Annotated in this window: 21 protein-coding genes; 8 read left to right on the forward strand and 13 right to left on the reverse strand. The window is 65.0% G+C overall.

The annotated features are described in order from the left end of the window. The first annotated feature begins 1 nt into the window (after nt 1). From C515_RS0103420 to C515_RS0103435, 4 genes are read left to right on the forward strand one after another with little or no spacing between them, the layout of a single operon-like run. Nucleotides 2-1,072, forward strand: coding sequence for a CDP-glycerol glycerophosphotransferase family protein (locus C515_RS0103420; protein ID WP_028454387.1), 1,071 nt, complete (start codon nt 2-4; stop codon nt 1,070-1,072). Next, on the forward strand, nt 1,066-1,584 hold the full coding sequence (locus C515_RS0103425; RefSeq protein WP_028454388.1) for an adenylyl-sulfate kinase: 519 nt from the start codon (nt 1,066-1,068) through the stop codon (nt 1,582-1,584). Before C515_RS0103420 ends, C515_RS0103425 begins: the two co-directional genes overlap by 7 nt. Next, the gene (locus tag C515_RS0103430; protein ID WP_028454389.1) at nt 1,581-2,174 is read left to right on the forward strand and encodes a hypothetical protein; all 594 of its coding nucleotides are present in this window, start codon (nt 1,581-1,583) and stop codon (nt 2,172-2,174) included. Before C515_RS0103425 ends, C515_RS0103430 begins: the two co-directional genes overlap by 4 nt. Further along, complete coding sequence (locus tag C515_RS0103435) at nt 2,171-2,920, forward strand: formyltransferase family protein (protein ID WP_028454390.1); 750 nt, start codon at nt 2,171-2,173, stop codon at nt 2,918-2,920. The genes C515_RS0103430 and C515_RS0103435 overlap by 4 nt, the downstream gene beginning before the upstream one ends. Here the strand turns inward: C515_RS0103435 and C515_RS22255 are convergent. The 11 genes from C515_RS22255 to C515_RS0103490 all read right to left on the reverse strand — a co-directional run bounded on the left by C515_RS22255 (nt 2,887) and on the right by C515_RS0103490 (nt 18,961). After that, on the reverse strand, nt 2,887-4,092 hold the full coding sequence (locus tag C515_RS22255; RefSeq protein ID WP_051304589.1) for a class I SAM-dependent methyltransferase: 1,206 nt from the start codon (nt 4,090-4,092) through the stop codon (nt 2,887-2,889). The genes C515_RS0103435 and C515_RS22255 overlap by 34 nt on opposite strands. Before the next feature lie 18 nt (nt 4,093-4,110). Further along, the gene (locus tag C515_RS0103445) at nt 4,111-4,845 is read right to left on the reverse strand and encodes a phosphocholine cytidylyltransferase family protein (RefSeq protein ID WP_028454391.1); all 735 of its coding nucleotides are present in this window, start codon (nt 4,843-4,845) and stop codon (nt 4,111-4,113) included. Beyond that, nucleotides 4,842-5,621, reverse strand: coding sequence for a 3'(2'),5'-bisphosphate nucleotidase CysQ (cysQ, locus tag C515_RS0103450; RefSeq protein WP_051304590.1), 780 nt, complete (start codon nt 5,619-5,621; stop codon nt 4,842-4,844). The genes C515_RS0103445 and cysQ overlap by 4 nt, the downstream gene beginning before the upstream one ends. Further along, nucleotides 5,614-6,210 carry a gamma-glutamyl-gamma-aminobutyrate hydrolase family protein gene (locus C515_RS0103455; protein ID WP_043647929.1) on the reverse strand — a complete coding sequence of 199 codons (597 nt, stop codon included), beginning with the start codon at nt 6,208-6,210 and terminating at the stop codon, nt 5,614-5,616. Before C515_RS0103455 ends, cysQ begins: the two co-directional genes overlap by 8 nt. Beyond that, complete coding sequence (locus tag C515_RS0103460; RefSeq protein ID WP_028454394.1) at nt 6,207-8,528, reverse strand: PEP-utilizing enzyme; 2,322 nt, start codon at nt 8,526-8,528, stop codon at nt 6,207-6,209. The genes C515_RS0103455 and C515_RS0103460 overlap by 4 nt, the downstream gene beginning before the upstream one ends. 244 nt (nt 8,529-8,772) lie before the next feature. Further along, nucleotides 8,773-9,840 carry a UTP--glucose-1-phosphate uridylyltransferase GalU gene (gene galU, locus C515_RS0103465; protein ID WP_081686725.1) on the reverse strand — a complete coding sequence of 356 codons (1,068 nt, stop codon included), beginning with the start codon at nt 9,838-9,840 and terminating at the stop codon, nt 8,773-8,775. A 145-nt stretch (nt 9,841-9,985) separates the two neighbouring features. Continuing rightward, nucleotides 9,986-12,415, reverse strand: coding sequence for an NAD-dependent DNA ligase LigA (gene ligA, locus C515_RS0103470; RefSeq protein WP_028454396.1), 2,430 nt, complete (start codon nt 12,413-12,415; stop codon nt 9,986-9,988). Between the two features lie 359 nt (nt 12,416-12,774). Continuing rightward, complete coding sequence (locus tag C515_RS0103475) at nt 12,775-13,974, reverse strand: cell division protein ZipA C-terminal FtsZ-binding domain-containing protein (RefSeq protein ID WP_028454397.1); 1,200 nt, start codon at nt 13,972-13,974, stop codon at nt 12,775-12,777. A 99-nt stretch (nt 13,975-14,073) separates the two neighbouring features. Further along, nucleotides 14,074-17,565 carry a chromosome segregation protein SMC gene (gene smc / locus C515_RS0103480; RefSeq protein WP_028454398.1) on the reverse strand — a complete coding sequence of 1,164 codons (3,492 nt, stop codon included), beginning with the start codon at nt 17,563-17,565 and terminating at the stop codon, nt 14,074-14,076. Between the two features lie 226 nt (nt 17,566-17,791). Further along, nucleotides 17,792-18,352: a lipid-binding SYLF domain-containing protein gene (locus C515_RS0103485; RefSeq protein ID WP_028454399.1), complete on the reverse strand. Its 561-nt coding sequence runs from the start codon at nt 18,350-18,352 to the stop codon at nt 17,792-17,794. Nucleotides 18,353-18,472: 120 nt separating this feature from the next. Continuing rightward, nucleotides 18,473-18,961, reverse strand: a complete 489-nt coding sequence (locus C515_RS0103490; RefSeq protein WP_028454400.1) for a Dps family protein — start codon at nt 18,959-18,961, stop codon at nt 18,473-18,475. 517 nt (nt 18,962-19,478) lie between these two features. Between C515_RS0103490 and C515_RS0103495 the strand changes: the two genes are divergently transcribed. From C515_RS0103495 to C515_RS0103505, 3 genes are all read left to right on the forward strand, one after another. Next, nucleotides 19,479-20,822, forward strand: a complete 1,344-nt coding sequence (locus C515_RS0103495; protein WP_028454401.1) for a glycosyltransferase family 4 protein — start codon at nt 19,479-19,481, stop codon at nt 20,820-20,822. 160 nt (nt 20,823-20,982) lie between these two features. Next, nucleotides 20,983-21,537, forward strand: a complete 555-nt coding sequence (locus C515_RS0103500) for a DJ-1 family glyoxalase III (RefSeq protein WP_028454402.1) — start codon at nt 20,983-20,985, stop codon at nt 21,535-21,537. Between the two features lie 154 nt (nt 21,538-21,691). Next, complete coding sequence (locus tag C515_RS0103505; RefSeq protein ID WP_028454403.1) at nt 21,692-22,102, forward strand: hypothetical protein; 411 nt, start codon at nt 21,692-21,694, stop codon at nt 22,100-22,102. A 128-nt stretch (nt 22,103-22,230) separates the two neighbouring features. Here C515_RS0103505 and C515_RS0103510 read toward each other — a convergent pair whose 3' ends face one another. After that, entirely contained in the window at nt 22,231-22,569 is a 339-nt protein-coding gene (locus tag C515_RS0103510; RefSeq protein ID WP_051304592.1) for a YkgJ family cysteine cluster protein, read from the reverse strand. Between the two features lie 303 nt (nt 22,570-22,872). On the opposite strand from C515_RS0103510, the gene C515_RS0103515 reads away from it, so the two are divergent. Next, nucleotides 22,873-24,051, forward strand: a complete 1,179-nt coding sequence (locus C515_RS0103515) for a DUF2863 family protein (RefSeq protein WP_051304593.1) — start codon at nt 22,873-22,875, stop codon at nt 24,049-24,051. 287 nt (nt 24,052-24,338) lie between these two features. On the opposite strand, the gene C515_RS24885 is transcribed toward C515_RS0103515, so the two are convergent. Next, nucleotides 24,339-26,924 (reverse strand): methyl-accepting chemotaxis protein, encoded by a 2,586-nt coding sequence (locus C515_RS24885; RefSeq protein WP_051304594.1) that lies wholly within the window; start codon nt 26,922-26,924, stop codon nt 24,339-24,341. Nucleotides 26,925-26,995: the final 71 nt, after the last annotated feature.

Here is a 26,995-nt window from a genome sequence, read left to right on the forward strand (position 1 = left end):
AATGCCCAAGACAATTGACCGCATCGGTTTTCTACTGCATTTGCCAGAAATCTTCAACCATTACAGCAGCGTCTGGACACATATGCCAGCTGGCAGCGTGGAAGCAGTGATTTCAGCCAGCACACGGCCTGATGTCGAGGAAATTGTCAGCGCTTGCGAGCGGCTGAAGGTACCATGGCAATTCGCACACGAAAAATTGCAGCAGCAACAGCGCTACGACATTCTGGTCAGCACTCTACCCCATCAGCTTGGCATCGCCAATTCCAAATTTCCGCCAGGCATGCTGGGCACGATCAATTTGCGCTTCATGTACGCAAATGGCAAGGCAGGATGGAATTTCCAGGACTGGAATCGCCATTACGACGCAATTCTCTGCTTTGGGCCCTATCAGGCGGAAAAACTCGAATTCTGCGAGCAGACCCACAAGGTACAAATGGGGTATCCGCGGTTTGACCGCTACTTCAATGAAAAGGTCGACAAGGCTGAGCGGCTGCGCGCGCTGGGCTGCGACCCCGCCAAACCCACGGTCGTTTGGCTGCCCACCTGGAAAGAACTGTGCTCGATTGATCATTTCGCCGATGAAATTGCCAAACTGCAAGGCAATTACAACGTCATCGTAAAACCACACCCGATCACGGTATCCAGCGAGCCGCTGCGAATGGCAAAACTGGCCAGCATTAAGCACTGCCTTACCCATACCTTCAATAACGTTGAACTTTTTCAGCTTGCCGACTTTATTCTGGCCGATTATGGCGGCTCGTCATTTGGGGCCATTTACACTGACCGCAATCTGCTGCTGCTGGATCTGCCCAACGGACAATCGGATTCACTGACCGGCAGCGATTCGCCGGAACAACTGCTGCGCCAGCTGATGCCGACCGTATCGCACCACAGACCGCAGGCAATCGCCGAACTACTGGGCAATGCCGCGTTGTGGCATTCACAGGCCGAGGTTCGCGCCGGGCTGCGCCAGTATTTTTTCGCTCCGCACTTCGGCTACGCCTCGCAGGTCGCGGCTCTGGCCATCAGTAATGCCGGCCATCTGGCGCGGCGGGGGGCGCCCTCATGGTAATCTGGCTGATCGGGCTTTCCGGCTCTGGCAAAACCACACTGGGTCGCGCAGTACTGCAGCAGTGGCAGGTACGGGCACCCAATACCGTTCTGGTCGACGGAGACGAAGTCAGGCGCATTTTTCGCCAGGACAATTCACCAGCCGATTACACACTCGCCGGACGTCGCCAGAATGCCGAGCGGATTCTCGAGTTGTGCCGCTGGCTCGACCAACAGGGCATCAATGTGGTTTGCAGCATCCTGTCCATCTTTCCGGATCTGCGCGAACAGAATCGCCAGACATTCAGCGACTATTACGAGGTTTATCTCAATCCGGGCATGGACGTGCTGATCGCACGCGACACCAAGGGCTTGTACGCCAAAGCGCTGGCGGGTGAAATGAAGGACATGGTGGGAGTCGACCTGCCTTTTCCCGAGCCGGAACATCCCGACATGACCATTGATACCGGCAAACCAGCCGACATCGCCGGACTCGCTCGCGACATTCTGAGCAATGCGGGGGTCCTGCGGTGAACATCCCCTACCCCTATGCCGAGCAAGACCGGCTGGAAGAGCGCAACACCTATTTCTACAGCAGCTACCACGGCGCCGCTTTCTTTGCCGCCTGGCGCAGCAGCCGCACCCTGGCGCTGGCAGGTGTGGCAGGCCGGCAGGCGCCGCACCCGCAAAACGGCAGCACGACCCTGCCGGACACCAGCGACGGCTATGCCTGCGCGGAGCTGCTGGCGGCCCTGCTCAATCAGGCCACAGCAGCCCCCCTGCAGGGCTCCGCCAGAATCCTGGCGGAGCGACTGCTCCAGCGTTTTGAAGTCAGCAAGCGCCTCTATGCACGCTACAACGCACAGGGACGCGCCATCATCGACAGCGGCTACCACAATATCGACAATTACCTCTGCTTCGCCGCGCTATGTGCCGCGATGCGGTGCGCAGACGGTGCACTGCCATTTCTCAACGCCCTGCTCAAGTGCGTTGACACCCTCATTTCCATCCGCGACCGGTTAAACCCAGCGCAACGCGAGCAGCTCGCCTGGCTTGTTGATGCCGAAGCGCACTGGCTGGCACTGCTTGCAGCACGGCTTGGCATCGAAGAGGCACAGGCATGAAAACACTGTCGGACGTGCTCATGATCGCCGCATACTCGGCCCGTTCGCAGGCTTACCTGCAAACCCTGCTGTCCCGTGGCCTGGCTCCGGGACACGTACTGCTGCTGGGAGAAGCTCCGGCGCCAGCAGCCCTTGCGCCAGCGGCAGCCTGGCTGAACGGCATACGGCTTCCCGACCTGGGCGAACCGCTCGCGGCCACACTGGCCGCCGCCGGCATTGCCAGCAGCCACATTGCCGATCGCGACATCAACGCACCGGCCGTACTGGCGGCCATTCGCCAGCAACAGCCCGGACTGATCATTTTTTCCGGTTATGGCGGCCAGATCGTCGGACGGGAACTGATAGGTGCCGGCATTCCCATCCTGCACGTGCACAGCGGCTGGCTGCCCGATTTTCGCGGCAGCACGACCGTTTACTACAGCCTGCTCGAAGAAGGCCGCTGTGCGGCCTCGGCGCTGCTGCTCGATACCGACATCGATACCGGGCCGGTACTGCTGCGCAAGCACTTTCCCGCGCCCCCCCTTGGCACCGATGTCGACCTGCAGTACGACACGGCAATCCGCGCCGAGGTGCTTGCCGACGTCATCGAACACCATGCCTCGACGGGCAGGCTCCCCGACCCGCAGGCACAGCTGGCCGGCGAGGGGAACAGCTACTATGTGATTCACCCGGTGCTCAAGCACCTCGCGCTGCTGAGCCTGCCCGCAGCGGATCAGGCCGAAAACGGCGAGCCGGCAAACTCGTAGCGCTGGCGAGCCTCACCCAGCTGCATGCGCCGCTGCGTCTGCGCCAGGATCTGCGGGCGGCGGCGCAATACCACAAACAGCTTGTCGACATCATGGACAGGCACGAAACAGCGGGTCATCTTGCTGTCCAGCAGCTCAAAGTAGCGCTCGACCACATCGAACTTGCGATCCAGATCGCCATCATCACCGGCGGTACCGGCGCCGGGACCGAACACATTATGGCTCTCGAAGAGCACATGGCCCCCCTCCAGCGTCAGCTGCCACAGCTTGGCGACGAAATCCTCGAAATCCATGGCCAGATTGCCATCAATCGTGCAGTGATTGGCAAAGGACAGAACGACATGGTAGCGCTGACGCGGGCGCCACAGGGCAAAGTCGGCCACCTCGAAGTGAACATTGCGCTGACCCAGCGCCTCACCAGCGACACGACCGATCTCCACCAGATAGGGGTTGTACTCGATCGCATCGACCTGCTGTACGTAGCGCGCCATTTCCAGCGCCATGAAGCCATTGTTGCAGCCGATCTCCAGCACGCTCATGTCCGGCCTGAGCCAGGGCAGGAAGCCATAGGCCTCCAGTCTTTCCTGGGTCGGCTTCGCACCAGCGATGCCCAGCCGTTCATAGCCCTGGTAGGCATAACCGGCCACATAAGGACGCCCCCACTGCTGCGCCTGCATGTCGAGCAGGCCAAAGAGGCGCAGCTGCAGGGGCACCAGCTCCGGTGCAACCAGATGCGTCACCACCAGATCGCGCCAAACATAATAACGGGCTAGGTTCTGGCAATGTTCGCCGGCCGCCAGATCCATCCCCCCCAACTCATCCAGCAGAACGTTAAGCAGGCTGCCGGCTCTGGCACTATCCCCCTGGTCGATCACCCATTTCATGCCTGCGGCTTCGGTATCCGCATGACGGGCGGGACTCCAGGCCCGCTCGGCAAAATGCCGCACCATCGGCACCAGCTCCGGATACTGCCTGCAAGGCAGCGGCCACAGCAGCGGCAACAGGGCCGGCTCCAGCACCGCATGCGCAACAAGCTCGGGCCATATCCGGTCAGCCTCTTCCTGACTGATGGTCGCCAGACGCTGCACGGCAGCACATTCCAGTGCGTCGTTGGAGCGCGGGTAGCGGGCCATGATTGCCCGTACGCGGGCAATGGGAAAATGCAGGGCCATGACAACTCCTTCGGGGATTCAGAGTGCTGAAGCGGGAATCAGCGTGTGGTAGAGCGCCAGATCACCCGGCTCGTCGACTTCGCCCCAGGGGCCGATGACGGCCACGGTGCCGATGCGGATGCCGGCTGCCAGCAGCCGGCGCAGGAGGCTGGTCATGTCCAGCCTGTCGACGTCCGCGTCGCTCAAGCCGGCCAGCAGCGCCTTCACCGCGGCCCAGCCCTGCGGGGTGAACTTGAGCAGGCCCATGTACTGGCCTTCGATCTCATCGACACTTGCGCAACGCTCGCCAATGGTCAGCAGCGCGCCATCCGCAGTGCGGCGGAAGCTCTCGGCATCGGCAAGCGGGTCGGCAAAGCGGCGTGACCACAATTGCAGCCAGGCCGGGTCGTAGCTGATCGCCAGCGGCGAGGCATCACCCGCCAGCGCGCGCACCGTGGTGGCTGTGTAAACGATGTCGCTGTAGCTGACGATGCAGTCGTCCGAGGACAGCCATGCATCCGCCGCCAGCAGCGTGCGCACCATATTGCTTTCGCTCCAGCGCGGGTTTTCAAAATAATGCACCGGCTCGGCAAAGGATTCGGCCAAGTAGCCGCGCACGATCGCGACGTCCTGCACGCCAGCGCCGCGCAGCGCGGCCAGTTGCCAGTCGAGCAGGCGGCGGCCATGCAGGATGTTGAAGCATTTCGGCTGCGCCTCGGTCAGCTCGCGCATGCGGCTGCCGCGGCCGGCGGCCAGAATGATGGCTCGGGTCATGGGTACTCCAGGGAAAACGGATCAATATGGGGCGCGGTCGCGATGAAGTGCGGATTGCGCAACGATGGGGTGTTGTAGCGCAGCGGAACCAGTCCGGGCAGGGCCAGCATCGCACAGCCGCTGGCCAGCAGCAGCGCTTCGCCGGCCGCGGTATCCCACTCGCTGGTCAGGCCAAAGCGCGGGTAGACGTCGAGATCACCTGCGGCGAGCCGGCCGAATTTCAGCGCGGAGCCGACGCTGCGCCGCTCCCGCCAGCCATTCATTTCGACAAAACGGGCGCTCAGTTCGCTGTCGTGATGGCGGCTGGCCGCGCAGACATGGCCGGTGCGCACGCGCGGCAGGGCAAGATCGCGGCGCCCACTCCCCACCTCAAGCCAGGCCTCGCCACCGACCCGGCCCGCATACAATTCGTCGAGCGCCGGCGCGTACAGCACGCCGGCGACGGGCCGGCCGTCCTCGACCAGCGCGATATTGATCGTGAACTCGTCGTTGCGATCAAGGAAGTCACGCGTGCCGTCGAGCGGGTCAACCAGCCAGAAGCGGCGCCAGTCGCGCCGCTCTTCGTAGGGAACGACGGCCTCTTCGGAGAGCAGCGGCCAGTCCGACTGCGCCAGCGCGGCGGCGATGACGGCATGCGCGGCCAGATCGGCAGCGGTCAGCGGCGTGTCATCCGTCTTGTGCTGCACGCGCCAGCACTGCGGATCGCCGTAGATCTCCAGGATGGCGCGGCCCGCCTCGCGCGCCAGCCCGCTCATTTCCTGCAGCAGCTCAGCCAAGCGCGCGCTCCAGCACGACACGATCCAGCGCCGCGAATGGCAACTCACGCTCGGGATGCCACATGATGCCGGTCAGCGGCAGACTGCGGTGACGCACCATTTCGATCACGCCGTCGTCGGCGCGGGCGAGCACGTCAAAGCCCTCCGGAGCAGCAAGCAAACCCCACTCGTGGTAGCTGTTGACCTCATGCCGGCAGCCATCAATCTGCAGCACATGCCGCGTGGCGACATGGCCGGCCACGCGCTGCAATTGCCCGCCCAGCTCGGCCACCATGAACTGCATGCCCCGGCAGATGGCGAACACCGGAATGCCTGTGGACATGGCCCGGGCCAGCAGGCGTCGCTCGGCGGCGTCGCGCTCCGGCGCATCACCGCCCAGCACGGCCAGATCATTGCCACCACTGAGCACGACTGCATGCGGCACACAGAAACCCCATAGCGTATCGATCAGCAACTCATTATTAGGAACGGGTACAGCCAGATACCCTGCCTCAGCAAGCCAGGCAACCAGACGCTGGTCGAGTGCATCACGCCGCTCGCCCAGTTCGGAATGGCAATCGACCCGCTGGCTGAGCAGAACAATCTTCATCGCAGCATCTCGACGCGGCGGTTCGCGCAATCCAGGCGCAGCAGCTCGGCCGCCGCCCATTTGCGATACAGCACCTCGCCCGCGCCAATCACCGCAGGCAGACCGAGCTCGTTGGCGCGAATCGCCATATGCGAGTTGGTGCCGCCATAGGCCGTAATGAAGCCGGCAATCTCGTGCGAAAAGATCCAGTCAAAACCGGGATCGGCGCTCGGTATGGCGACAATGGCGCCGCGCAGCCGCTCGCGATCCTGATAGGACACCACCAGCCCGGTCACCTGGCGGTGCGTGATGAAATTGGGCTCGGTCTGCGGCATGTGAAAGGCCAGCGCGTCATCGGCGCGGGTGATCAGTGGTGGCAGCACGATTTCGCAGCACTCGGCATAGCGGCGCTTGCCCTCGGCAATGCTGGCGGCGATCAGTTCGGCGGGGTCGGCACTCGCCGCATGCAGCTCCTTGATCACCTGGATGTTCGCATAGGCCATGTCGTCGGCCGAAAAACCGAGGCTGTGGCCGTATTCGCGGAACAGCGACAGCGCGTCGGACAGATTGCGCGTGAAAACAAACTTGGCGTACTCGCGCAGCTCGATCCCCGCCTGCAGGAAATCGAAGAGCCCGACCACGTCGTGCGCCAGCCCGTGCTCGGCGAGCAGCTGGCTGATCGCGCGCATCTGCGCCAGCGACAGCGCAAAGCGGCCGTGCTCCTGCCTGGGAGCGGCGGCCGGCTTGCTCCAGTCGAAGTACAGATCCGGCGCCTCGTCGTAGCGCGGCGACAGGATGTCGTAGGTACCCGGACGCAGGTGGCCGTAGCGCGCCAGGAAGGTCGTGCGATCGAGCTGGGCCAGATCGCGTGTCATCTGCCCGCTGACGGTATTGAGGCCATTGAGGAAGGCGTCGTAATCGGCGTGGTCGAGCACGCCGACGCCAACCAGCGAGCGCAGCAACTGCACGGCAATGAAGCCGGCGCGCGCCAGCCCGGCAAAGGGCAGCGTGCCGTAGCGGCGGCAGTCTTCCAGCAGCCAGTAGATGCGCGTCACCGGGTCGGTGTCGGCGCTCAGTATCGTTTCGCGGCGCTTCACCAGCACGTCGAGCTTGTCGCGGTCGGTGCGCCACAGGCCCGTTTCGTTGTCGACGATGCGGTTGGTCAGCGCGCGCAGGCTGTCGGCCAGCCGCTCGCACTCGGCCGCGGTGAAACCGGCTTCTTCGAGTTTTTTCAGCCTTTGCGGCAAATCGAGCGTGTAGCAGGAAAAAACAATCTCGAACTCGACCTTGTCGTGCAGGTTCGGCGCGGCCAGCAGGCGGTCGATGTAGTAATTGACCAGCTTGTCGGCCAGCGCCCCTTCGATGTCGCGCGGAATGAAGGAATTGAAGCTCACGCGCACGTCGATGTAGGGCAGGCCATGGAAATGCAGCATCAGCGGAAAGCTGCGCAGATTGCGGTAGCCGTAGTTGTTGCGCTGGTAGGCCCAGATCATGTCGGTGACCAGCTCGCGGTACAGCGACAGCGCCAGGGGCTTCGGGCGTATGCCGATGATTTCGGCGGGGTTCCAGTCCGGCATCACGCCGAACACCGTGCGCTCGCCGCACAGGAAGGGTTGCGGCCGCAGTCCCTGCGCGATGCGCTCGCGGATCAGGCCGACACGCCGCCAGTGCGCATCGGCGTCGACGGCAGCGGCCGTCACGATCAGCGGGCGCACCTGCAGCAGATAGAGCACATCATCGGCGCCCAGCGCGAATTCGATATCGATGGCCGCCCGGCCAAACAGGGCCTGCAGCTCACCCAGCAGCGCAGCGACACGATCAAGCGGCGCCGGCAGCGTCATGGCCTGGTGGTGCGCGTAGAAGGTGCGCAGCTCGTTCGAGCGTCCGGACGTGACACTGTCGGTCGCGCCCGAGCTGTCGTCGTAATTGATCACGAAGTACGGCGCGTTCGACGTCGGATCGACGCCGAAGCCGACGCCAGCGCAGCGCACGCCTTCCAGCATGGGCTGGACAAAGACTTCGTCGGCATCCGCCGCGGCGGCTCCGCCCATCGACGCAATCACCGCCTCGATGGCGTCGGCCAAGGCCGCAGGCGCAACATGCAGACGGGAATCAAAGAGGCCGGCGGCCGAGGCATGCTCGGCATCCTCGCGGCGGCTGCTGCTGCGTACGGCCATCAGCGGCCAGGCGCGCGCCAGCAGCGTCGTCAGCAGTGCGGCCGGACGGCTGCGCCAGTCGGCGACCGTGAAGGATTCCTGCGGCAAGACACTTGCCGATTGCAGGCGGCCTTGCAGCAAGGCCAGCGTGCCCGCCTTGCTGCCAAATTCGAGAACTCTCACCGTGCGGGCCTCTCCGTGCAGGCATGTGTGGATCACAGGCCGCCGCCGGCGCCAGGACGCAAGCAGGGCCGAAAGCCAGCAGCGGCGCGGCTTTCATCGTCAAAAAGGGTATTGCAAAAGCAGGACAGGAGCAAGGCTGGCGCCGCTTCGGCGCTGCCGTCGCCACACCCGCCAAAAAACCGAGGGCGACCCGATGGCCGCCCCCCCTGTCCTGCACCATCGACCGCGGCTGGCCGCAGCCCGCTCAGCGCGGGCAGGTGGCCTTCAGGTATGCGGCAAACTCCTCGCCGACTTCCGGATGCTTGCAGCCCAGCTCGACGGTTGCCTTCAGGTAGCCGAGCTTGGAGCCGCAGTCATAGCGCACGCCCTGCAGCTGGTGCGCGAGGATGTGCTGTTCCTGCATCAGCGCGAAAATGCCGTCGGTGAGCTGGATCTCGCCGCCCTTGCCCGGCTGCACGTGCTGCAGATGGTGGAAGATGCGCGGCGTGAGGATGTAGCGGCCGACCACGGCCAGATTGGACGGCGCCTCCTCGGGCTTGGGCTTTTCGACGATGTTGTTGATGCGCAGCCGCCCGGCCGGCGCGTCCTGCACCTCGACGATGCCGTAGGAGCCGGTTTCTTCCTTCGCCACCTGCTCGACGCCGAGCACCGAGCAATGCGTGTCGTTGAAGACATCGACCATGTATTTCATTTCCGGGCCGTCGATCAGGTCGTCGGCCAGGATCACCGCGAAGGGCTCGTCGCCGACCACGGGCTTGGCGCACAGCACGGCGTGGCCCAGGCCCAGCGCTTCGGGCTGACGGATGTAGATGCAGGTCACCGATTTCGGGATGATGCCGCGCAGAATCTCCAGCAGCTTGTCCTTGCCCTTGGCTTCCAGCTCGTTTTCCAGCTCGTAGGCCTTGTCGAAGTGGTCCTCGATGCTGCGCTTGTTGCGCCCGGTGATGAAGACCATCTCGGTGATGCCGGCCGCCAGCGCTTCCTCGACGGCGTACTGGATCAGCGGCTTGTCGACCACCGGCATCATTTCCTTGGGGCTGGCCTTGGTGGCGGGCAGGAAACGCGTGCCCATGCCGGCAACGGGGAATACGGCCTTGCGAACCTTTTGCATGCTGCTGTCCTCAACATTCGAGCGGGGGAGATGGGAAGAATTGCTAAGCAAACCCAGCCTGAGCGCCGCACCCAGCACCTGGTCGGCCTGGCGCTGCGGCAGCTCGTCGGGCCACTGCGACACGGCGGAACGCCCCAGACCCAGCGCCTCGGCGAGGCGGGTCTGGTTGCCGAACAGTTGCAGGGCTTCGGATTTGCGCATGCGCGGATGTTCAACCCGTTAAACAGCAAAGTCAACAGGGTGAACCGGGTTTTTGATGTTCAATTAAATGAACAAACCCCGGAAAAAAATCCGACACGCCATATACCATTACACCCATCGAGCCACAACCATTCATGGAAGAGGATCAAGAAGACATACCCAGCAAGTCACGCAAACCCGCCTCGTCGAGCACCGTCACGCCAAGCTGCTCGGCCTTGGCCAGCTTGCTGCCGGCGGCCTCGCCGGCGACCACATAGTCGGTCTTTTTCGAGACACTGCCGCTGACCTTGCCGCCGGCCGCCTCGATCAGCGCCTGCGCTTCGTCGCGGCTCAGCCCCGGCAGCGTGCCGGTCAGCACCAGCGTCTTGCCGCTGAGCACGCCCTCGGGCAGGACAGCCGCTTCGGGCAGTTGCGCCAGCAGCTCCGCGCACAGGGCATCGAGCAGCTCAAGCGCGCCGCCATGCTCGTCCAGCCAGCCGCGCAAGGCCTGCGCGCCATCGGCTGTCAGGCCGGCATCCTGCAGGCGCCCGGCACTGAAGTCGCGCAAAGCGGCAAGACGACCGTCCGGCAGCGCCTGCGCCAGCGCGGCGGCGCGCGCGGCGGTGAGCTTGGGCACATCGAGCGCGGCCAGCAGCTTTTCCGGGGTCAGCTCGGCGCGCAGCGCCGGATTGGGCGCCTTCTCGCCCTGCGGCGCCACGCCGAGCGCCAGCAAGTCGTCGATCACCTGCTGGTTGTGCGATTCGCTGAAAAAATCGGCGATGGCCACCGCCACCGTCGCGCCGACATCGGGCAAGAGGCGCAAGAGCGGCGCCGGCGCGCGGCGGATCAGCGCCAGATTGCCCAGCCAGTCGGCCAGCGTCTTGGCCGTTGATTCGCCGACATGGCGGATGCCCAGCGCAAAAAGGAAGCGGTTCAGCGGCGGCGTCTTGCTGGCGGCGATGCCGGCGAGCAGGTTTTCCGCCCACTTCGTCGTCACCTGCCCGGCCTTCACCGTTTCCGGCACCGTGCCGTCGCGCTCGTCGGCCTGCCGCTTCATTTCCAGAAAATCGTCGAGGCTCAGCCGGTAGAGATCGGCCAGCGTCTTCACGTAATCGAGCTCGACCAGATTGTCGATGTAGCGCTCGCCCAGGCCTTCAATGTCCATCATGCGGCGGCCGGCGAAGTGGCGCACGGCCTCCTTGCGCTGCGCCGAGCAGAACAGCCCGCCCGAGCAGCGCGTCACCGCCTCGCCCTCTTCGCGGATCACGTGCGAGCCGCACACCGGGCAGGCATCGGGCAGGCGATAACGCGGGTATTGCTCTACAGCCCTTGTATCAAATAGGTCAGCACCGGATACCTCAAGCATCGGCCGGCGCTCCAGCACCACGCCCACCACCTCGGGAATCACATCGCCGGCGCGGCGCACGATCACCGTGTCGCCGACGCGCACATCCTTGCGGTCGACCTCGTCCTGGTTGTGCAGCGTGGCGTTGGTGACCGTCACACCGCCGACGAAGACCGGCGCAAGCCGCGCGACCGGCGTCAGCGCGCCGGTGCGGCCGACCTGCACGTCGATCGCCTCGACCGTGGTCAGCGCCTCCTGCGCCGGGTATTTGTGCGCGACGGCCCAGCGCGGCTCGCGCGTGCGAAAGCCCAGTTGCGCCTGCAGCGCCAGCGCATTGACCTTGTAGACGACACCATCGATGTCGAAGGGCAGCGTCTCGCGCAGCGCAGCCACCTTGTCGTGAAACGCGGCAAGGCCCGCGCGCCCCTGCACCACTGCGCGCACGTCGCAGACCGGAAAGCCGAAATCCGCGAGCGCATCGAGAATACCGGCATGTGTATCGGGCTGATTGCTCCAGCTCTCAATGGCTCCAAGTCCATACCCGAAGAAAGACAGCGGCCGCTGCGCGGTCATCGCGGGATCAAGCTGGCGCACAGCGCCAGCGGCGGTATTGCGCGGGTTGACGTAGGTTTTCTCGCCCTTTGCCAGCTGGCGCGCGTTCAGCGCCGCGAAATCGTCGCGGCGCATGTACACCTCGCCGCGCACCTCCAGCACCGCGGGCGCGACGCCATTGAGGCGCAGCGGAATCTGGCCGATGGTGCGGATGTTCTGCGTCACATCCTCACCCGTCGCGCCGTCGCCGCGCGTTGCGGCCTGCACCAGCACGCCGTTTTCATAGCGCAGCGAGATCGCCAGGCCGTCGAACTTCAGCTCGCAGGCGTACTCGACTGGCGGATCCAGCGGCAAGAGATCCAGCTCGCGGCGCACGCTGGCGTCAAACGCCTCGGCGCCGGCGGCGGTGACGTCGGTTTCGGTGCGGATCGACAGCATGGGCACGACATGCGTCACCGGCTCGAAGTGCGGCAAGGGCTTGCCACCGACGCGCAGGGTGGGCGAATCGGTGGTTTTCAGCTGCGGATATGCGCTTTCCAGCGCCTCCAGCTCCTGAAACAGCCGGTCGTACTCGGCATCGGGAACGCTGGGGGCATCCAGCACGTAATACTCGTGCGCATAGCGGTTCAGCAACTCTCGCAACTGGGGGGCGCGCAGCTCGGCTGCACGGGCAAGTTCGGCGGAGGTCGGTTCAGACACGGCAGGCTCCAAAGCAAACGCCGCTGATCACAGCGGCGTCCGGCATTTCAATTCTTGCAAAGAACATTCTCGGCAAAAAAACCTATTGAACCACAGAGACACAGAGGGCACAGAGAAGGCAAAACCCTGAGAAAGACAGAAGAGTTGTTCCTGCTTTTCTCTGTGATCTCTGTGACTCTGTGGCGAAACCCCTCTTGAACCACAGAGACACAGAGGACACAGAGAAGGCAAACCCTGAGAAAGACTAGAGAGTTGTTCCTGTTTTTCTCTGTGATCTCTGTGCCTCTGTGGTGGATTCGGGTTTTGCTGAAGCGTTTTGCCAATCGGCTTGCAATTTGCGATCAGATTCAGAAAAACGTTCAGGCAAACAGGCGCAGCGCCGCCATCGACCCCGGCGCGATGCCGCGATCATCCATGCGGGCGTAAATGCCGGCCAGCTGCTTGCTGATGCTGGCAATGCTGGACTGCGTCAGCGGCTTGCCGTTGTCATCGACCAGATTGCCGCCGACCGACGCCGACAGGTTCAGCGCGAATTCGCTGAGGTGGTCGAACACGGCCAGGCCGCCCGCCACACGCGGCACATCGAACAGCAGCGTCAGCGCCGTCGAGGTCATGCCCAGCGGGGTCTGGTCCTGATTGGCCAGCGTGAACAGCGTCTTGCCCGAATCGCTGCGGTAATGGAAAGCGCCATCGCCGCCACGCACCATGCCGGCCTGCTCGGCCAGCAGGCGCACCTTTTCCAGCGGGAAGGGGCGATCGACGGCAAGGATGTTCAGGCCGATCAGCACGTCGACGCTGGCGCAGAATTCGTCGAGATCCTGTGCGGCAGCCAGCTTGGCGCTGCGCTGCGGGTAGGAGACGCTGGCCTCGATGCTGTCGGCAAACTGCTGCACACCCATGGTGAAGGCATTGAGCTGCTCGGGGGTCACCGGCCCCTGACGGTCGGCCAGCTGCAGGCCCACGCGCAGCTCGGTGTAGCGGCTGCGGCTGGTGGACTGCACAAGCTCCCAGTGATCCTGCAGCGTGCGGCCGATCACCTGCACGCGCTTGGCGGCGGGGAACGGCGGCACTTCACCGGCGACAACCGGCTCGCCGGCATGGATTTCGGCCACGAAGTCCAGCGCCGGGTCAAGCAGGCTGCTGGCCAGCTCTTCGCGGTCGCCGTCGACCTCGGACTGGGCGGTCGTGGTAGTCGGCGTGCGTGGCGCAGCGGGCGCACGCGGCGGCTCGACTGCCACGCGCGCCGCCATGGCTGGCGGCAGCGGCGGGATGTCGTCATCGTCCGGCAGTGCTGCATCATCATTGAATGCGGCAGGCTGCAGGCGCGGCTCCTTGCGCGGCGCCGCTTCGTGCGCGGCATCCATCTGCGGCTCGACGCGCAGGCTCTCGCCCTGGCGCACGACGTTTTTCGGCGCATCCATCAGCACATCGGGCTGATTGCGGGCAAAGGCCTTGCCGGCTTCGCGGCGGTAGCGGTATTCCTGCCACCAGTTGAAGGCATAAACGGCTGCGACAATCGCGCCGCCAACAATCAGCGATCCCAGTTGCAAATCGGTCATATCAGATAGGGCGTTTCGGTCTTGTCATCAATTCGCTGCCGGCGGGGTTGCCGGCAACGCGTTCCATCCGTGGGGCATGCTGCCCTCTCATCATCCGGCTCAGGCGGGCGCGGCATCGCGCATCGACAGCGCGGCGGCAATATCCACCGCCACCACCCGCGAGACGCCCTGCTCCTGCATCGTCACGCCAACCAGCTGCTCGGCCATTTCCATGGCCAGCCGGTTATGGCTGATGAAGAGGAACTGCGTGCGTTCGGCCATCTTTTTGACCAGATCGCAAAAACGCAGTGTATTCGCGTCGTCCAGCGGGGCGTCCACCTCGTCCAGCAGGCAGAACGGCGCCGGATTGAGCCGGAACAGCGAGAATACCAGACTTAGCGCCGTAAGTGCTTTCTCGCCGCCGGACAAGAGGTGGATCGTGGCGTTCTTTTTTCCCGGCGGCTGCGCCATGATCTGCAGGCCGGCGTCGAGGATTTCCTCGCCGGTCAGCGCCAGCTCGGCATGCCCGCCGCCGAACAGCATGGGAAACAGCTCGCCCAGATTGGCGTTCACCGTGTCATAGGTCGACTGCAGCAAGGCGCGCGTTTCGCGGTCGATGCGCCGGATGGCATTTTCCAGCGTTTCCATCGCGGCATAGAGGTCTGCGCTTTGCGCCTGCAGATAGCCCTCACGCTCGCGCGCGGCCTCCAGTTCGGCCAGCGCGGCCAGATTCACCGCACCCAGCGCGGTGACCGCCTGCGTGAGCTTGCCGATTTCGCTGACCAGCCCGCCGACCTTCATGCCCGGTTCCAGTTTCTGCTGCAGGGCGGCCTCGTCGGCCTCGGCTTCAGCCAACTCCTGGGCAAAACGCTCAAGTGCCAGCCGCGCCTCCTGCTCGGCCAGCCGTGCCGTACTGACCTGCTCGCGCGCCGGCTCCAGCGTGGCGTCGAGCAGCTGCTTGGCGGCTTCTTCCTCGCGCAGCTTTTGCGCGATGCCGTTCAGCGCATCGCGGGCGTCAGCGAGCAGACGCTCCTTCTCGGCGCGCACATTCACCGCTTCCTGAAAGCCGACATCAAACTCACCCTCGTCGATGCCGGACAACTCCTCCAGCAGCAGCGCCAGCCGCTCCGCCAGCTCGTCCTGCTGCTGCTGCAGATCGTCGCGGCGGCGCGACTGCTCGGCCAGGCGCTGCGCAGCGGCCTGCACGGCAAAGCGCGCCTCCTGCGCGCGGCGGTCGGCGTCGCGCAGCTGGCTGCGCAGCAGCGTCAGCGCGGTTTCGCTCTCCACCCGATCCAGCTTGAGCGTTTCCAGCTCTTCGTCCAGCGGCGCCAGCGCGGCTTCGTGCAGCACCACTTCGTCCTCGCAAGCGCGCAGGGCAGCCTCTTCCTCGTCCAGCTGGGCGCGCAGCTGGCGCAATTCCTGCTGCAGGGCCTGCTGGCGGCTGGCCAGCTGGCGACGGGCCTCATCGCGGCGGGCGGCCTCGCGTTCAGCGTCGGCCAGCTCGCGGCGCGTCTGCTGTTCGCGACTGCGCCACGCGGCGAGCGCCTGCTCGCCGGCATCGAGCGCCACAATCGTGGCATTCAGGCGCACGGCAGCTTCGGCCTGCGTGTCCGCAGCCTGCGCCAGCGCCGCATCCAGCTGCGCCAGCTCCTGCTGGCGCGCGACCAGCCCGCCCGCCTCGCCGCTGGCGGCATGGGCGGCCAGGGCATGGCGGCTCAGCAGGTGGCCTTCCGGCGTCACCAGCAGGTGCCCGGCGGCCAGGCCCTCCTGCCGCGCCAGCGCCGCGTCCAGCGAATCCGCCAGATACACGCCGGCCAGCCAGTCATCCAGCACGGCGGACAAGGCGGCATCGGCGTGAATCTGCGTGCGCAGGGGACGCAAGCCCGCCAGCGCCGGCAGCACGTCACCGGCAGCACTGCGTGCCTGCCAGAGGCAGGCTGAAACGGGGGGTATATGGCCGTAACCATTTACCTCAATTGCCTGCAGGCGCATACCCAGCACCGCTTCCACGGCTTTTTCAGAACCGGCGGCCACCTGCAGGCGGGTAAAGAGCGCGGGGGCATCGGCAAGGCCTTGCGCGGCCAGCCAGTCCTGGAGCGCTTGTGCACCGCCCACCTGTTGCAGGCTGGCCAGCGCCTCGTGCCGGGCGCGCAATTGCGCCTCGGCCAGGGTGGCCTCGTCATGCCGGGCGCGGGCCGCCTGCCACTCGGCCTTGACGGCCTGCAGGGCAGCTTCGGCATCCTGTAGCGCCAGCACGGTCTCTTCCTGCGCCATGCGGCGCGCGGCCAGCTCGATCTCGTCGTCGCCGTCGTCTGCCGGGACGGCAAAGCGCGCCTGCTCGGCCGTCAGCCGGGTCAGGCGTTCGCGCAACTGTTCGCGCTGGCGGGCATGATTCTGCGCCTGCTGGCGAGCCAGCTGCGCGGCGGCGCGCGCCTGGGCATGCCGGTCGCGCACGGCCTGAAAGCGGCCGTCCATCTCCTGCTGCGCGCTTTCCAGCTCGGGCAGGCGCAGCTGCAGCTCTTCGGCGGCCATGGCGGTTTCTTCGGCCTGCAGGGCGGCCTCTTCACTGCGCTGCTGCCAGTCTTCGCCTTCCTGCTCAAGCTGGCGCAGGCTGTCGCTCAGCCGCGCCAGGCCATCGCGCGCGGATTGCGCGTCCTGCGTGAGCCGCTGGCGATTCTGCCGCAAGTGCTGCAACTGGGCTTCCAGGCGCGCGACGACGGCATTGGCGTCATAGAGATGGCCCTGGGCGTGATGCACGGCGTCGCTGGCGTGAAAATGCGCCTCGCGCAGCGTTTCCAGCGCCGCCTCGTGGCCGCGCAAGTCCGCCAGCCGCGCGTCCAGCGCCGTCTGCGCGGCATCGATGGCCAGCCTGGCGGCCTCGGCCTCGCGCGCGGCGTCGAGCTTTCTGAGCAGCGCCAGCAGGTTCTGCTTTTCGGTAATGGCCTCGCGCAGGCTCTGGTAGCGCCCGGCGACCTCGGCCTGGGCGGCAAGCTTGTCGAGCTGGCGCTCCAGCTCTTGGCGGATGTCCTCGACGCGCGCCAGATTGTCACGCGTGTCAGCCAGCCGCGATTCGGTTTCGCGGCGGCGTTCCTTGTACTTCGATACGCCGGCGGCCTCTTCGAGGAAGTGGCGCAGCTCTTCGGGGCTGGATTCGATGATGCGGTTGATCATCCCCTGCCCGATGATCGCGTAGCCGCCCTTGCCCACGCCGGTGCCGAGAAAGAGATCGGTGATGTCGCGGCGACGCACCGCCTGGTTGTTGATGTAGTAGCTGGATTCGCCCTGGCGCGTCAGCACGCGCTTGATGCTGATTTCCGCAAACTGGCCCCACTGGCTTTGCAGTGCGCCGGCCGAATTGTCGAACACCAGCTCGACCGAGGCGCGGCTCACCGGTTTTCTGCTGGTCGAGCCGTTGAAGATCACGTCCTGCATCGATTCGCCGCGCAACTGCTTGGCGCTCGACTCGCCCAGTACCCAGCGCACGGCATCGATCACATTGGACTTGCCGCAGCCGTTCGGCCCGCACACGGCCACCAGCTGCCCCGGCACGGCAATGCTCGTGGGGTCGACGAAGGACTTGAAACCGGCCAGCTTGATGTGGGAAAGGCGCACGGCGACTCGGGGAAAATGCGGTGCGCCGATTGTACCGGAGGCCCGGCCCGCCATGCACGAAAGCGGGCGGCCCGGGGTAGTGGCGTGCGGTGCGCCAGGGAAAAATCAAAATTCAACGCAGTGATGCAAAGACGCGGAGAAAAACCAGCGCCTGTTTACTTTCCGCTGCGTCGCTGCATTGATTGTTTTTCGGTATTTGCTGTTGAAGTGAACAGCAGTAAGGCGCTTACTTCTCGATGCGCGTGAGCTTGTTGCCCTGCAGGCCCAGCCCCGCCATCAGGCCCTTCTGGCTGAAAATGAAGGCATAGATGTCGTCCTTCATCGTCGTCGTGGTTTTCTGCTTGGCCATCCCTTCGTCGACCAGCACCACGCTGGGGCCCACGCCGATCTCGAAGCCTTCCGCCGTGTCCAGCGCCGCCAGCGCGGCTTCGCTCATGAAATACATCGCATAGCCGTATTTCTGCACGCCAATCTGCAGGCCATAGGATGCGCCGGCATTGCTGTAATAACCGGCCACCTTGCCATTGCGCCACAGCACACCCTCGCCATATTGCCCGCCAACACCGACACCGGCCTTCTTGATCGACGGGAATACCAGCACCGCCACGGCGTTTGCTTTCAGCGCCCTGGCGGCTGGCGCGGTGGCCTCCAGTTGCTGCAGGGCGGCTTTCGACGTGCGCTCCAGCTCGGCCTTGCTCGGGCCAAGCTCGCGGGCCTGGGCGCTGGCCAGCAGAACGGCCGGCATGAGCGCGGCCAGCAACAGGGTTTTCAGGGACAGGACGGACATGGCGACTCCTCGGGAGGCAATAATTGAAAGACAAGCGCCTGAGTTATAGCCTGCGCGCGGCATTCCGTATCCGTCAAGCGGGCAGTAGCCAGCCGAAACGCGCGGCATCCCTGCCCCTGCCTACTCCTCAAGCAGGCTGCGCAGCATCCAGGCGGTCTTTTCGTGGACTTCCAGCCTTTGCGTGACGATGTCGGCCGTGGGCTGGTCGTTGGCCGCCTCGACCAGCGGATACAGGCTGCGAGCGGTGCGGGCCGTGGCTTCCTGCGCGGCGACCAGATGGCGCACCATGTCGGTGGCGCGCGGCACCCCCTCCACTTCCTTGATCGAGGCCAGCTTGACGAACTCCTTGTACGTTCCGGGGGCCGGCTCGCCCAGCGCGCGGATGCGCTCGGCGATCACATCGAGCGCAGTCCACTGCTCGGTGTACTGCGCCATGAACATGGTGTGCAGACTGTTGAACTGCGGGCCGGTGACGTTCCAGTGGAAGTTGTGCGTCATCAGGTAGAGGGTGTAGCTGTCGGCGAGCAGCCGGGACAGGCCGGCGGCAATCGCCTTGCGGTCCTGCTCGGTAATGCCGATGTCGATTTGCGGTGCCTTGCTTTTAGCCATGGTGCGATCTCCTGTGTGGGTCAAGCTAGGTTCTGTTGACGTTTTGTTTGCGCTGCCCGTTTTAGTCATTCTATGCGAGGGCTTTGCAACGCAGGGTCAGGCCAAAAACAGCCAAACCGGCTTTTTGATAACACATCCGGCTGGGCGCTTTTTGCGCCGACTCTGCGTTGTTGCTTCGCTGACATAAGCCGTTATGCGGCGCTCACAACGCCTTGATTCGGCGCAAAAATCGCTCCAGCGGGAACGCAAACAAAACGTCAACAGAACCTAGGACGCTCACTGCCAGCCCAGCAGGCAGTCGAGCAATTCGTTGAGCATGGGTAGCATGGTTTTCTCCGGTCATGGGCTGATGGGCTGCACACTTGGCGCATGACCAAAGTTAAATCCAATGATAAATTGATTTCAAATAGTTATTATTGATGATCATCAAGCAGACGGGCTATGACCATTCGCCTGCCCTGCAACAACCGGGCAGGACAGGCTTTCTCGGGCGCGCCGGCAAGTGCATGATGCCGCGATGACCCGCCAGCCCGCCCGCCGCATTGCGCTGATCCTTACCGAATTTCCGCCCGCCTTTGGCGGCATGCAGACCCACGCCGTCGCGCTGGCGCAAAGCCTCCTGCACGAAGGCTGCACGCTGGCCGTCTACACCTACCGGCAGGACCAGCCCGGGCTGGCCGCCGCTGCCGCCGCCTTCGATGCGCAGTGCGGCTATCCGGTGCACCGCGTGCTCAGCCGCATCGGGCACTGGCACAACCACCGGCTGCTGTGCCGCCTGCTGCGCGATTTCAGCCCGGAGCTGATCTATGCCTCGAATGTGTATTACGGCCAGCTTGCCGATGCGCTGGGCCTGCCGGTTGTCTGCCGCTCGGTCGGCAACGACGTGCAACGTCCCTGGATCAGCTACCCGTGGCGGGCGGGCAGCACCCTGCTCAGTCACCCGCTGCTGGAGGGGCCGCTGCACCGGCTCTACCGCCGTTGTCAGGCGCCGGAATGGCTGGAGGCGCTGCTGCGGCACAGCCGCCAGCGCCTGATGCAGACCTGCGCCCGCGCCAACCGGCTGATCCTGGCCAATAGCGACTACACGCGCGGCCTGCTGCAGGCGCAGGGGGTGGCCGAACACGCCATCCGCACGCTGCCCGGCGGCGTTGATCACGCACGTTTTGCCCGGGCCGAAGCCACAGCGGCAGCCCTGCGCGCGCGACTGGGCCTGCCGGCCGACGCCTACCTGCTGCTGACCGCCTGCCGGCTGGTGGCCAAGAAGGGCATCGATTTCCTGCTGCAGGCGCTGCCGGCCCTGCGCCGCATCGAGCCGCGCCTGCACCTGCTGGTGGTCGGCGACGGGCGCGAGCGGCGGCGCTGCGAGGCACTGGTGGCCACGCTGGATCTGCAGGCGGCCGTGCGTTTTGCCGGGCGCGTGCCCCAGGAGGAAATCCAGCACTATTTCGCCGCCAGCGACTGCTTCATTCTGGCCAGCCGCATCAGCATCAACCGCATCAGCGGCCTGGCCGACGCCGAAACCATGGGCCGCGTGCTGTGCGAAGCCAATGCCGCCGGCCTGCCCGTGCTCGCCAGCCGCAGCGGCGGCATCCCGAGCGTGATCCGCCACGATGACAATGGCCTGCTCTTTGCCAGCGACGATGCCGCCGACCTGCTCGCCCAGTTCAGCCGCCTGCATGGCGATGCGGACTTGCGCGCGCGCCTGGTCGCCCGCGGCCGGCAACGCTCGCGCGAGGAATTCGACTGGCCGGTCATCCTGGCCGCGCATCATCGCGCCTTCGCCGAAGTGCTGGCTTCCCGCGCCACTGCTGCCAAGCCGGAACTCACCCTGAATGCCACACCCCAGGGTATACAGCCATAGCCATTTCCTGAAAAAGGCCACACGCCAATACACACCAGCGTATCAGGAATGAATGGCGAAATTGGCAACACCCCGTCAGCCCAAAGACAGCCCAGCCCTTCCGGCCCGGCCTGCGACTGGCTATGCTGCGACCACCCTGCCCCGACAACGGAGACCCCCCATGGCCCTGGCCCACGTTTACCTTGCCCCCGGTTTTGAAGAAGTCGAACTGATCACGATTGTCGACGTGCTGCGCCGCGGCGGTGTCGATACCCGTCTCGTTGCGCTCGACGAAGCCGAGGCGCACACCGGCGCGCACGGCATCACCGTGGCCGCCGACCTGCCCTTCAGCACGGCCGCGAACGCCGCACCGGACCTGATCGTGCTGCCCGGCGGCGGCCCCGGCACGCAGGCGCTGCTGGTCAGCGTGGCGCTGCACGAACGCCTGCGCGCCCAGCACGCGGCCGGCCGCCGCGTCGCCGCCATCTGCGCCGCCCCGATGGTGCTCGCGCAAGCCGGCCTGCTGAACGGGATCGACGCCTGCTGCTATCCCGGCTGCGAAGGCGCTCTCGTTGACGGCGGCGCCACCGTCAGCGCCTACAACGTCGTCGAAGCCGGCGCCATCACCACCTCGCGCGGCCCGGCCACGGCGGCGAGCTTTGCGCTGACGCTCTTGCAGCAGCTCACCGACGCCGCCACCGCGCAGCAGGTCGGCCGGGCGATGCTCTATCTGTGAGGCAAACCATAATAGGAAGATACTCCCCTCAATACTCAGCACCGCTTCGTCAACAACAACAGCGAGGCAGTGCATTTTCTGTGATCTCTGCATTAGGCAATTAAGGCACCCAGGTTAGGCGAACAGTATCTCCACCCAGTTCCGGCGAGAGGCGATGACATCTTCAGAAAACACTTTATTCACACTGGCGGAGTTGTTCCACCGCTTGCAAGGCATAGTCATTCTGCAACAGGAGACTGTGTCAGATGCGCATGCGTGGCTGATCTTCCGCGTTGAACAATTCGAATCCCTGGCCGCGATCACCTACTGCGCAGACGGGGCTAATCTGCCGTTGGATATGTGGTCGGCAGCACCACCAAGGCCCTTTGTTGAACAGGGCAACCCTGCTCACCTATTGTTTCGACTCAACGCCGTAGCTACAGATGATGAGGGCGCCAGCTGCCTACCAAAGTTGCAGTTGTTTGGCTGCTTCATGGTCTGGTATCTGCACGGGATGAAACGGATGACAGCCGTGGAGGCAAATACCCTGCTCGCAGAATGGAATGGGAGGCTAGTTGCTGACTGATTCGCTGAAATTCACAGGAAAGAGGCAAAGCATCTTTGCGCTTTCCGCCACGTAAAGGTGCTGCGCGGCACCGCAAGACTGAGCCACAAAGCGCCATAACACAGGCACGTCAGATACATTCGCACAAATCACCCATCCACCACCGGCAGCGGCGGCAGGCCGTGGCGGGCGCGGGCGCGGTTGCAGGCGCTGGCGAAATTGCCGATTTCGGCCAGCGGCGCGAATTCGCGGCACGGCGAGGGGCGCTCGCTGTAGATGCCGCACCAGACCTTCTCGCCGATGGTGCCGCACAGTGCCAGGCAGCGCGGGCTGGCGTAGTCAGTGCCTTTCAGCCGCGCGTGGTCATGGCCCTCGCGGTCGGCCAGGCCGTCGGGCACGCGCCCGCCCTCGCTGTCCAGCTCGGAGGCGTGAAAGGTGACGCGAAACGCGGCGCAACAGGCGCCGCAGCTCAGGCAGGGATTGTCCATGCGGTTCTCGAAGTGGGATGGCAGTTCCTGATTAGCAAGACTTCTCAGCAAAACCCAAATCAACCACAGAGACACAGAGTACACAGAGAAAAACCGGAGCACGTCCAGGCAATTCTCAGGGTTTTGCTTCCTCTGTGCCCTCTGTGTCTCTGTGGTTCAATAGGTTTTGTGGTTTGCTGAGAAGGGTTTCTAATCAGGTGGCGGTTTGCGCGTGGCTTTTACCGCTTTCCTTGCGTCTTGCCAAGCCAGCGCGATAAGCGGGTGCTAAAATCGGAACCCGGATCATCTCTGACGCTCACTGCCATGCTGAAACGCCCCCGCACACCCCGCCGCTCCCGCCGCACCGCCGATGTGGACGAACTGCTGCGCCTTGCCGCCGGACTGGCTGCGTCCTGCACGCGCGCCGAGGACGAATTCTGGCAGGAAGCACTGGCCGAGGTGGTGGGCAATCTGCTGGCCGACGGCGAGGAAGACACCCTCAATGCCGCGCTCGACGGTCTGGCGCAAGCCGACGGCGAGGCCTGGAACGAGCTGGCCAACGAGATCGAAACGGCCTGCGAATCAACCCAGCTCAGCGTCGACGGTCAGCCCTGGCAGGTGGTGCTGGTGGCCGCGCCCTTGCTGAGCTGGTCGCGCTATGCGATTCCCAGCGGCGCGCTGGGCGCCTCGCTGCTGCAAACACTGCGCGTACAGCTGGGCGCGCATGTGCTGGCGCACAACGTGAAGTTCGCGATGATCGATTACCTGTTCAGCCCGGATCAGCTCCCGCAGGGCTTTTCACCCACTTACCAGCTGCTGCAGGAGCTGGCGCCGCTGGCGCCGCAGAACGGCACGCTGTCGCTGGCCGGGCTGGCGCTGCCGGAAACCACGCCCTTTCTGTCGGACGTGCGCTATGTGCTGCTGGCCGTGGCCGCGCCGCTGGGGAGCCCGCTGTTCCGCTGGCAGGAAGAAGACGGCGAGCGCCGCGAGGCCGAGCAGCAATGGCAGAAACAGGGCGCCAGCGCGCTGACGCCGGTGTTTGCCGGCTGCGCGATGGAGGCCCTGCTGCCGCAGGCGTATTTCGCCGCCTGGCGTTCGGCCGACCGCGCTGCGCGCGCCTATTCGGTGCGCGCCACCGTGGCCTTCCTGCAGCTGACGCTGAACCTGGAAGCCCGGCAGATCAGCGCGGCCATCGCCGCCTGCCACAAGCACAAGCTGGAGGAATACCGCATCGGCTTCATGCTGGATCGCGGCAATGAAGTCGTGCATGGCGTGGTCTGGCCGCTGCTGGACGGCGAGGACGAGCATACCGACTGTCTGGCCGATATCGAGACGGTGCTGCGCGAATGCGGCGTCAGTGACATCACCGTGCACGACCACACCTTCCCCACCGATTATTGCGACGACTGCGGCAGCCCCTTTTTCCCGAATGCCGATGGCGAATTGCTGCACACCGAGCCACCGCCGGAAGCGCAGGAGCAGCCGCAGCAGCACCTGCACTGAGCAGCACAGACCTGCCATCGAAATTTCACCAAGGGTATTGCCCTGCAGCCCAATTGATAAAAGGGCTGCAGGCATATACCTCTTTCACTCTGGTAAAGCAGCGCTTACCTGCCTCTTTCGCTGGCAAGGTCATGGCTGGAATACCTGCCTGCAGATGCAGTCTTGCCAGGCTTTCAGCCCCCGGCTTGGAAAAGCGCAGCGCCTTCCGGAGCTTGCGCTGCCTCGGATACCGCTGGCGCTTATCCGGCCGGTGATGGATGCGGCGCCTGGGTTCTGCAGCCAGCGACTCAGAACTCCTCCCATTCTTCTTCCGCGCCAGCTGTCGTTCTTGCTGCGGCCTTGCCGGCGGGCTTGCCCGCACCAGGCGCTCTGGCCTGCGGCTTGGCAGCCGTTTTGTTCACGGCCTTGCGGGGCGCCGGCGCTCCCGCCGCAGCGCGGGTCGGGTTTGCGCCGGAGCTGACGCGCGGCGCGGCAAGGCTTACCGCCGGCTGCTTGGCCAGGCGGAACACGCTGACCGCCTGGCTGAGCATCTGCGCCTGCTCCTTCAGCGCGGCAGCCGCAGCGGCGGCTTCCTCGACCAGCGCGGCGTTCTGCTGCGTGGCTTCGTCCATCTGCGTGACGGCCTGATTGATCTGCGCAATCCCGGCGCTTTGCTCCTGCGACGCCGCCGAGATTTCGCTCATGATGTCGGTAACACGGCGCACGCTGCTTTCGATGTCCTGCATGGTTTCGCCGGCCTCGTTCACCAGCAGCGAGCCCGCCGCCACCTGCTCGACCGAGTCGTTGATCAGCGTCTTGATTTCCTTGGCTGCCGCCGCCGAGCGCTGCGCCAGCGTGCGCACCTCGCCTGCCACCACGGCAAAGCCACGACCCTGCTCGCCGGCGCGCGCGGCTTCCACCGCCGCATTGAGCGCCAGGATGTTGGTCTGGAAGGCAATGCCGTCAATCACGCTGATGATGTCGGCGATCTTCTTCGAGGCGGCGCTGATGTCGCTCATGGTGCCGACGACCTGGCCGACCACCGTGCCGCCCTTGCCGGCCACCTCGCGCGCGCCGATGGCGAACTGGTTGGCCTGCTGGGCATTGTCGGCATTCTGCTTCACGGTGGACGTCAGCTCTTCCATGCTGGAGGCGGTTTCCTCCAGGCTAGCGGCCTGCGCTTCGGTGCGGCGCGACAGGTCCAGATTGCCCTGGGCAATCTCGCTGGCCGCGCCATTGATGGCCTCGCTCGCTGCAATGATTTCACCGACCAGCTGCTGCAGGTGCTCGACGGTGCCGTTGATGCCGCGCCGGGTTTCATCGAACAGGCCGGCGTAATCGGTGTCGATCCGCTCGGTCAGGTCGCCCGCCGCCAGCGCGGCGGCCACGCGGTTGACGTCCTTCAGCCCGGCCTCGGTGGTGTCGGAAAGCTTGTTGAGCAAGCCGGCCAGCTCCAGCATGAAGCCGGCGCGTCCGGCCACCGGCAGGCGATGGCTGAAATCGCCACGATTGGCGGCGGCATCGACCACATTCTGGATGTCGGCGATCAGCGCCTGCAGCGCGGCCACGGTGCCGTTCACCGCCTGCCCGGTGCGGCCGAAGGCGCCGGGATAGTCCTTGTCGATCTGCTGGCTGAGGTCGCCGCGCGCCAGCGCCTGCACGACACGATTGACGTCATTGAGGCCGTCTTCGCTGGTGGCGCTGAGCTGGTTGAGCAGCTGGGCCAGCGTCAGTGTATAGCCCTGCCGCCCTTCCAGGGCCATGCGCCGGCTGAAGTCGCCACGTTTTGCGGCGGCCTCGACGGTGGCTTCGATATCGCCGACGATGCTGCGCAGCGCCGCCACCGTGCCGTTCACTCCCGCCCGCGCTTCGCCAAACACGCCCGGATACGGCCGCTCGATCTGCTGACCCAGATCGCCCGCCGCCAGCGCGTTGGCCACGCGGGTGATGTCCTGCAGGCCGGCGCGCGTGGTTTCCGACAGCGCATTGAGCGATTGCCCGAGTTCGACGGCATAGCCCTTGTGCTGGCTGACATCGATGGTGCGGCTGAAGTCGCCCTGCTCGGCCGCGCCGACCAGCTGGCGGATGTCGTCAATGATGCGCCGCGTCGCCGCCTGCATGCGCTGCATCGCCGCCAGCAGCTGGCCGGTTTCATCGCGCGAATTCACGCTCACCTGATCATCAAGCCGGCCTTCGGCCAGCGCATTGGCCAGCGTCACCGCGCTGCCCAGCGGCCGGGTGATGCTGCGCGCAATCAGCAGACCCAGCGCGATGCCCAGAACAACGCCCAGCACCACGGCCGCCAGCAGCCAGTTGCGGCTGTTTGCGTACAGGGTATTGGCTTCGCCGTAGACCATGTCGGCCCAGTCGACCTTGAGCGTGACCAGCGCGTCGATCCGGTCACGCATGCCCTTGCCGTGCTCGGCAAGCTTGCCGTTCATCAATTCATGCGCCGTGCTGGATGCCTGCAGCGGCTGGCCCTGCTGCACGCGCAGAAACTCATCGAGCGCGACGTCAAACTCGCGGGCGACGGCATCGAAATCGCGCAGCATCTGCTGGCCCTTTTCGGTGGTGTACAGGCCACGCGCCACCTGCATCTTGGCCGCGAGCTCCTCGCGCGCCTGCTGCACCTCGGCCAGTGCCGCGCTGCGTTCTTCCGCGGTGACCGCCAGCGCCAGCGTGCGGTAGGCGCGCCCGACGTTGAGCTGCGCCTCCTTCGCTTCATGAATGGCATTGATGCCCAGCAGATCCTTGGTATAGATCCGCTCTGTCATCTGGTTGATCTCCGCCAGGCTGCGTATGCCCAGCGCCCCGATCAGCCCGCCCATGCCCGCCACCAGCAAAAACGCCAGCACCAGCTTGCTGCCCACCCGCAAGTTCCGAAACCAGTTCATTGTCGCTCCCTCCACCTTCTGCTGCTGTGCAGCATTCCGATTTTTCCACCCTAGCCCATGAATCGATAATT

Source organism: Chitinilyticum litopenaei DSM 21440, from assembly GCF_000428145.1.
GTDB lineage: Bacteria > Pseudomonadota > Gammaproteobacteria > Burkholderiales > Chitinibacteraceae > Chitinilyticum > Chitinilyticum litopenaei.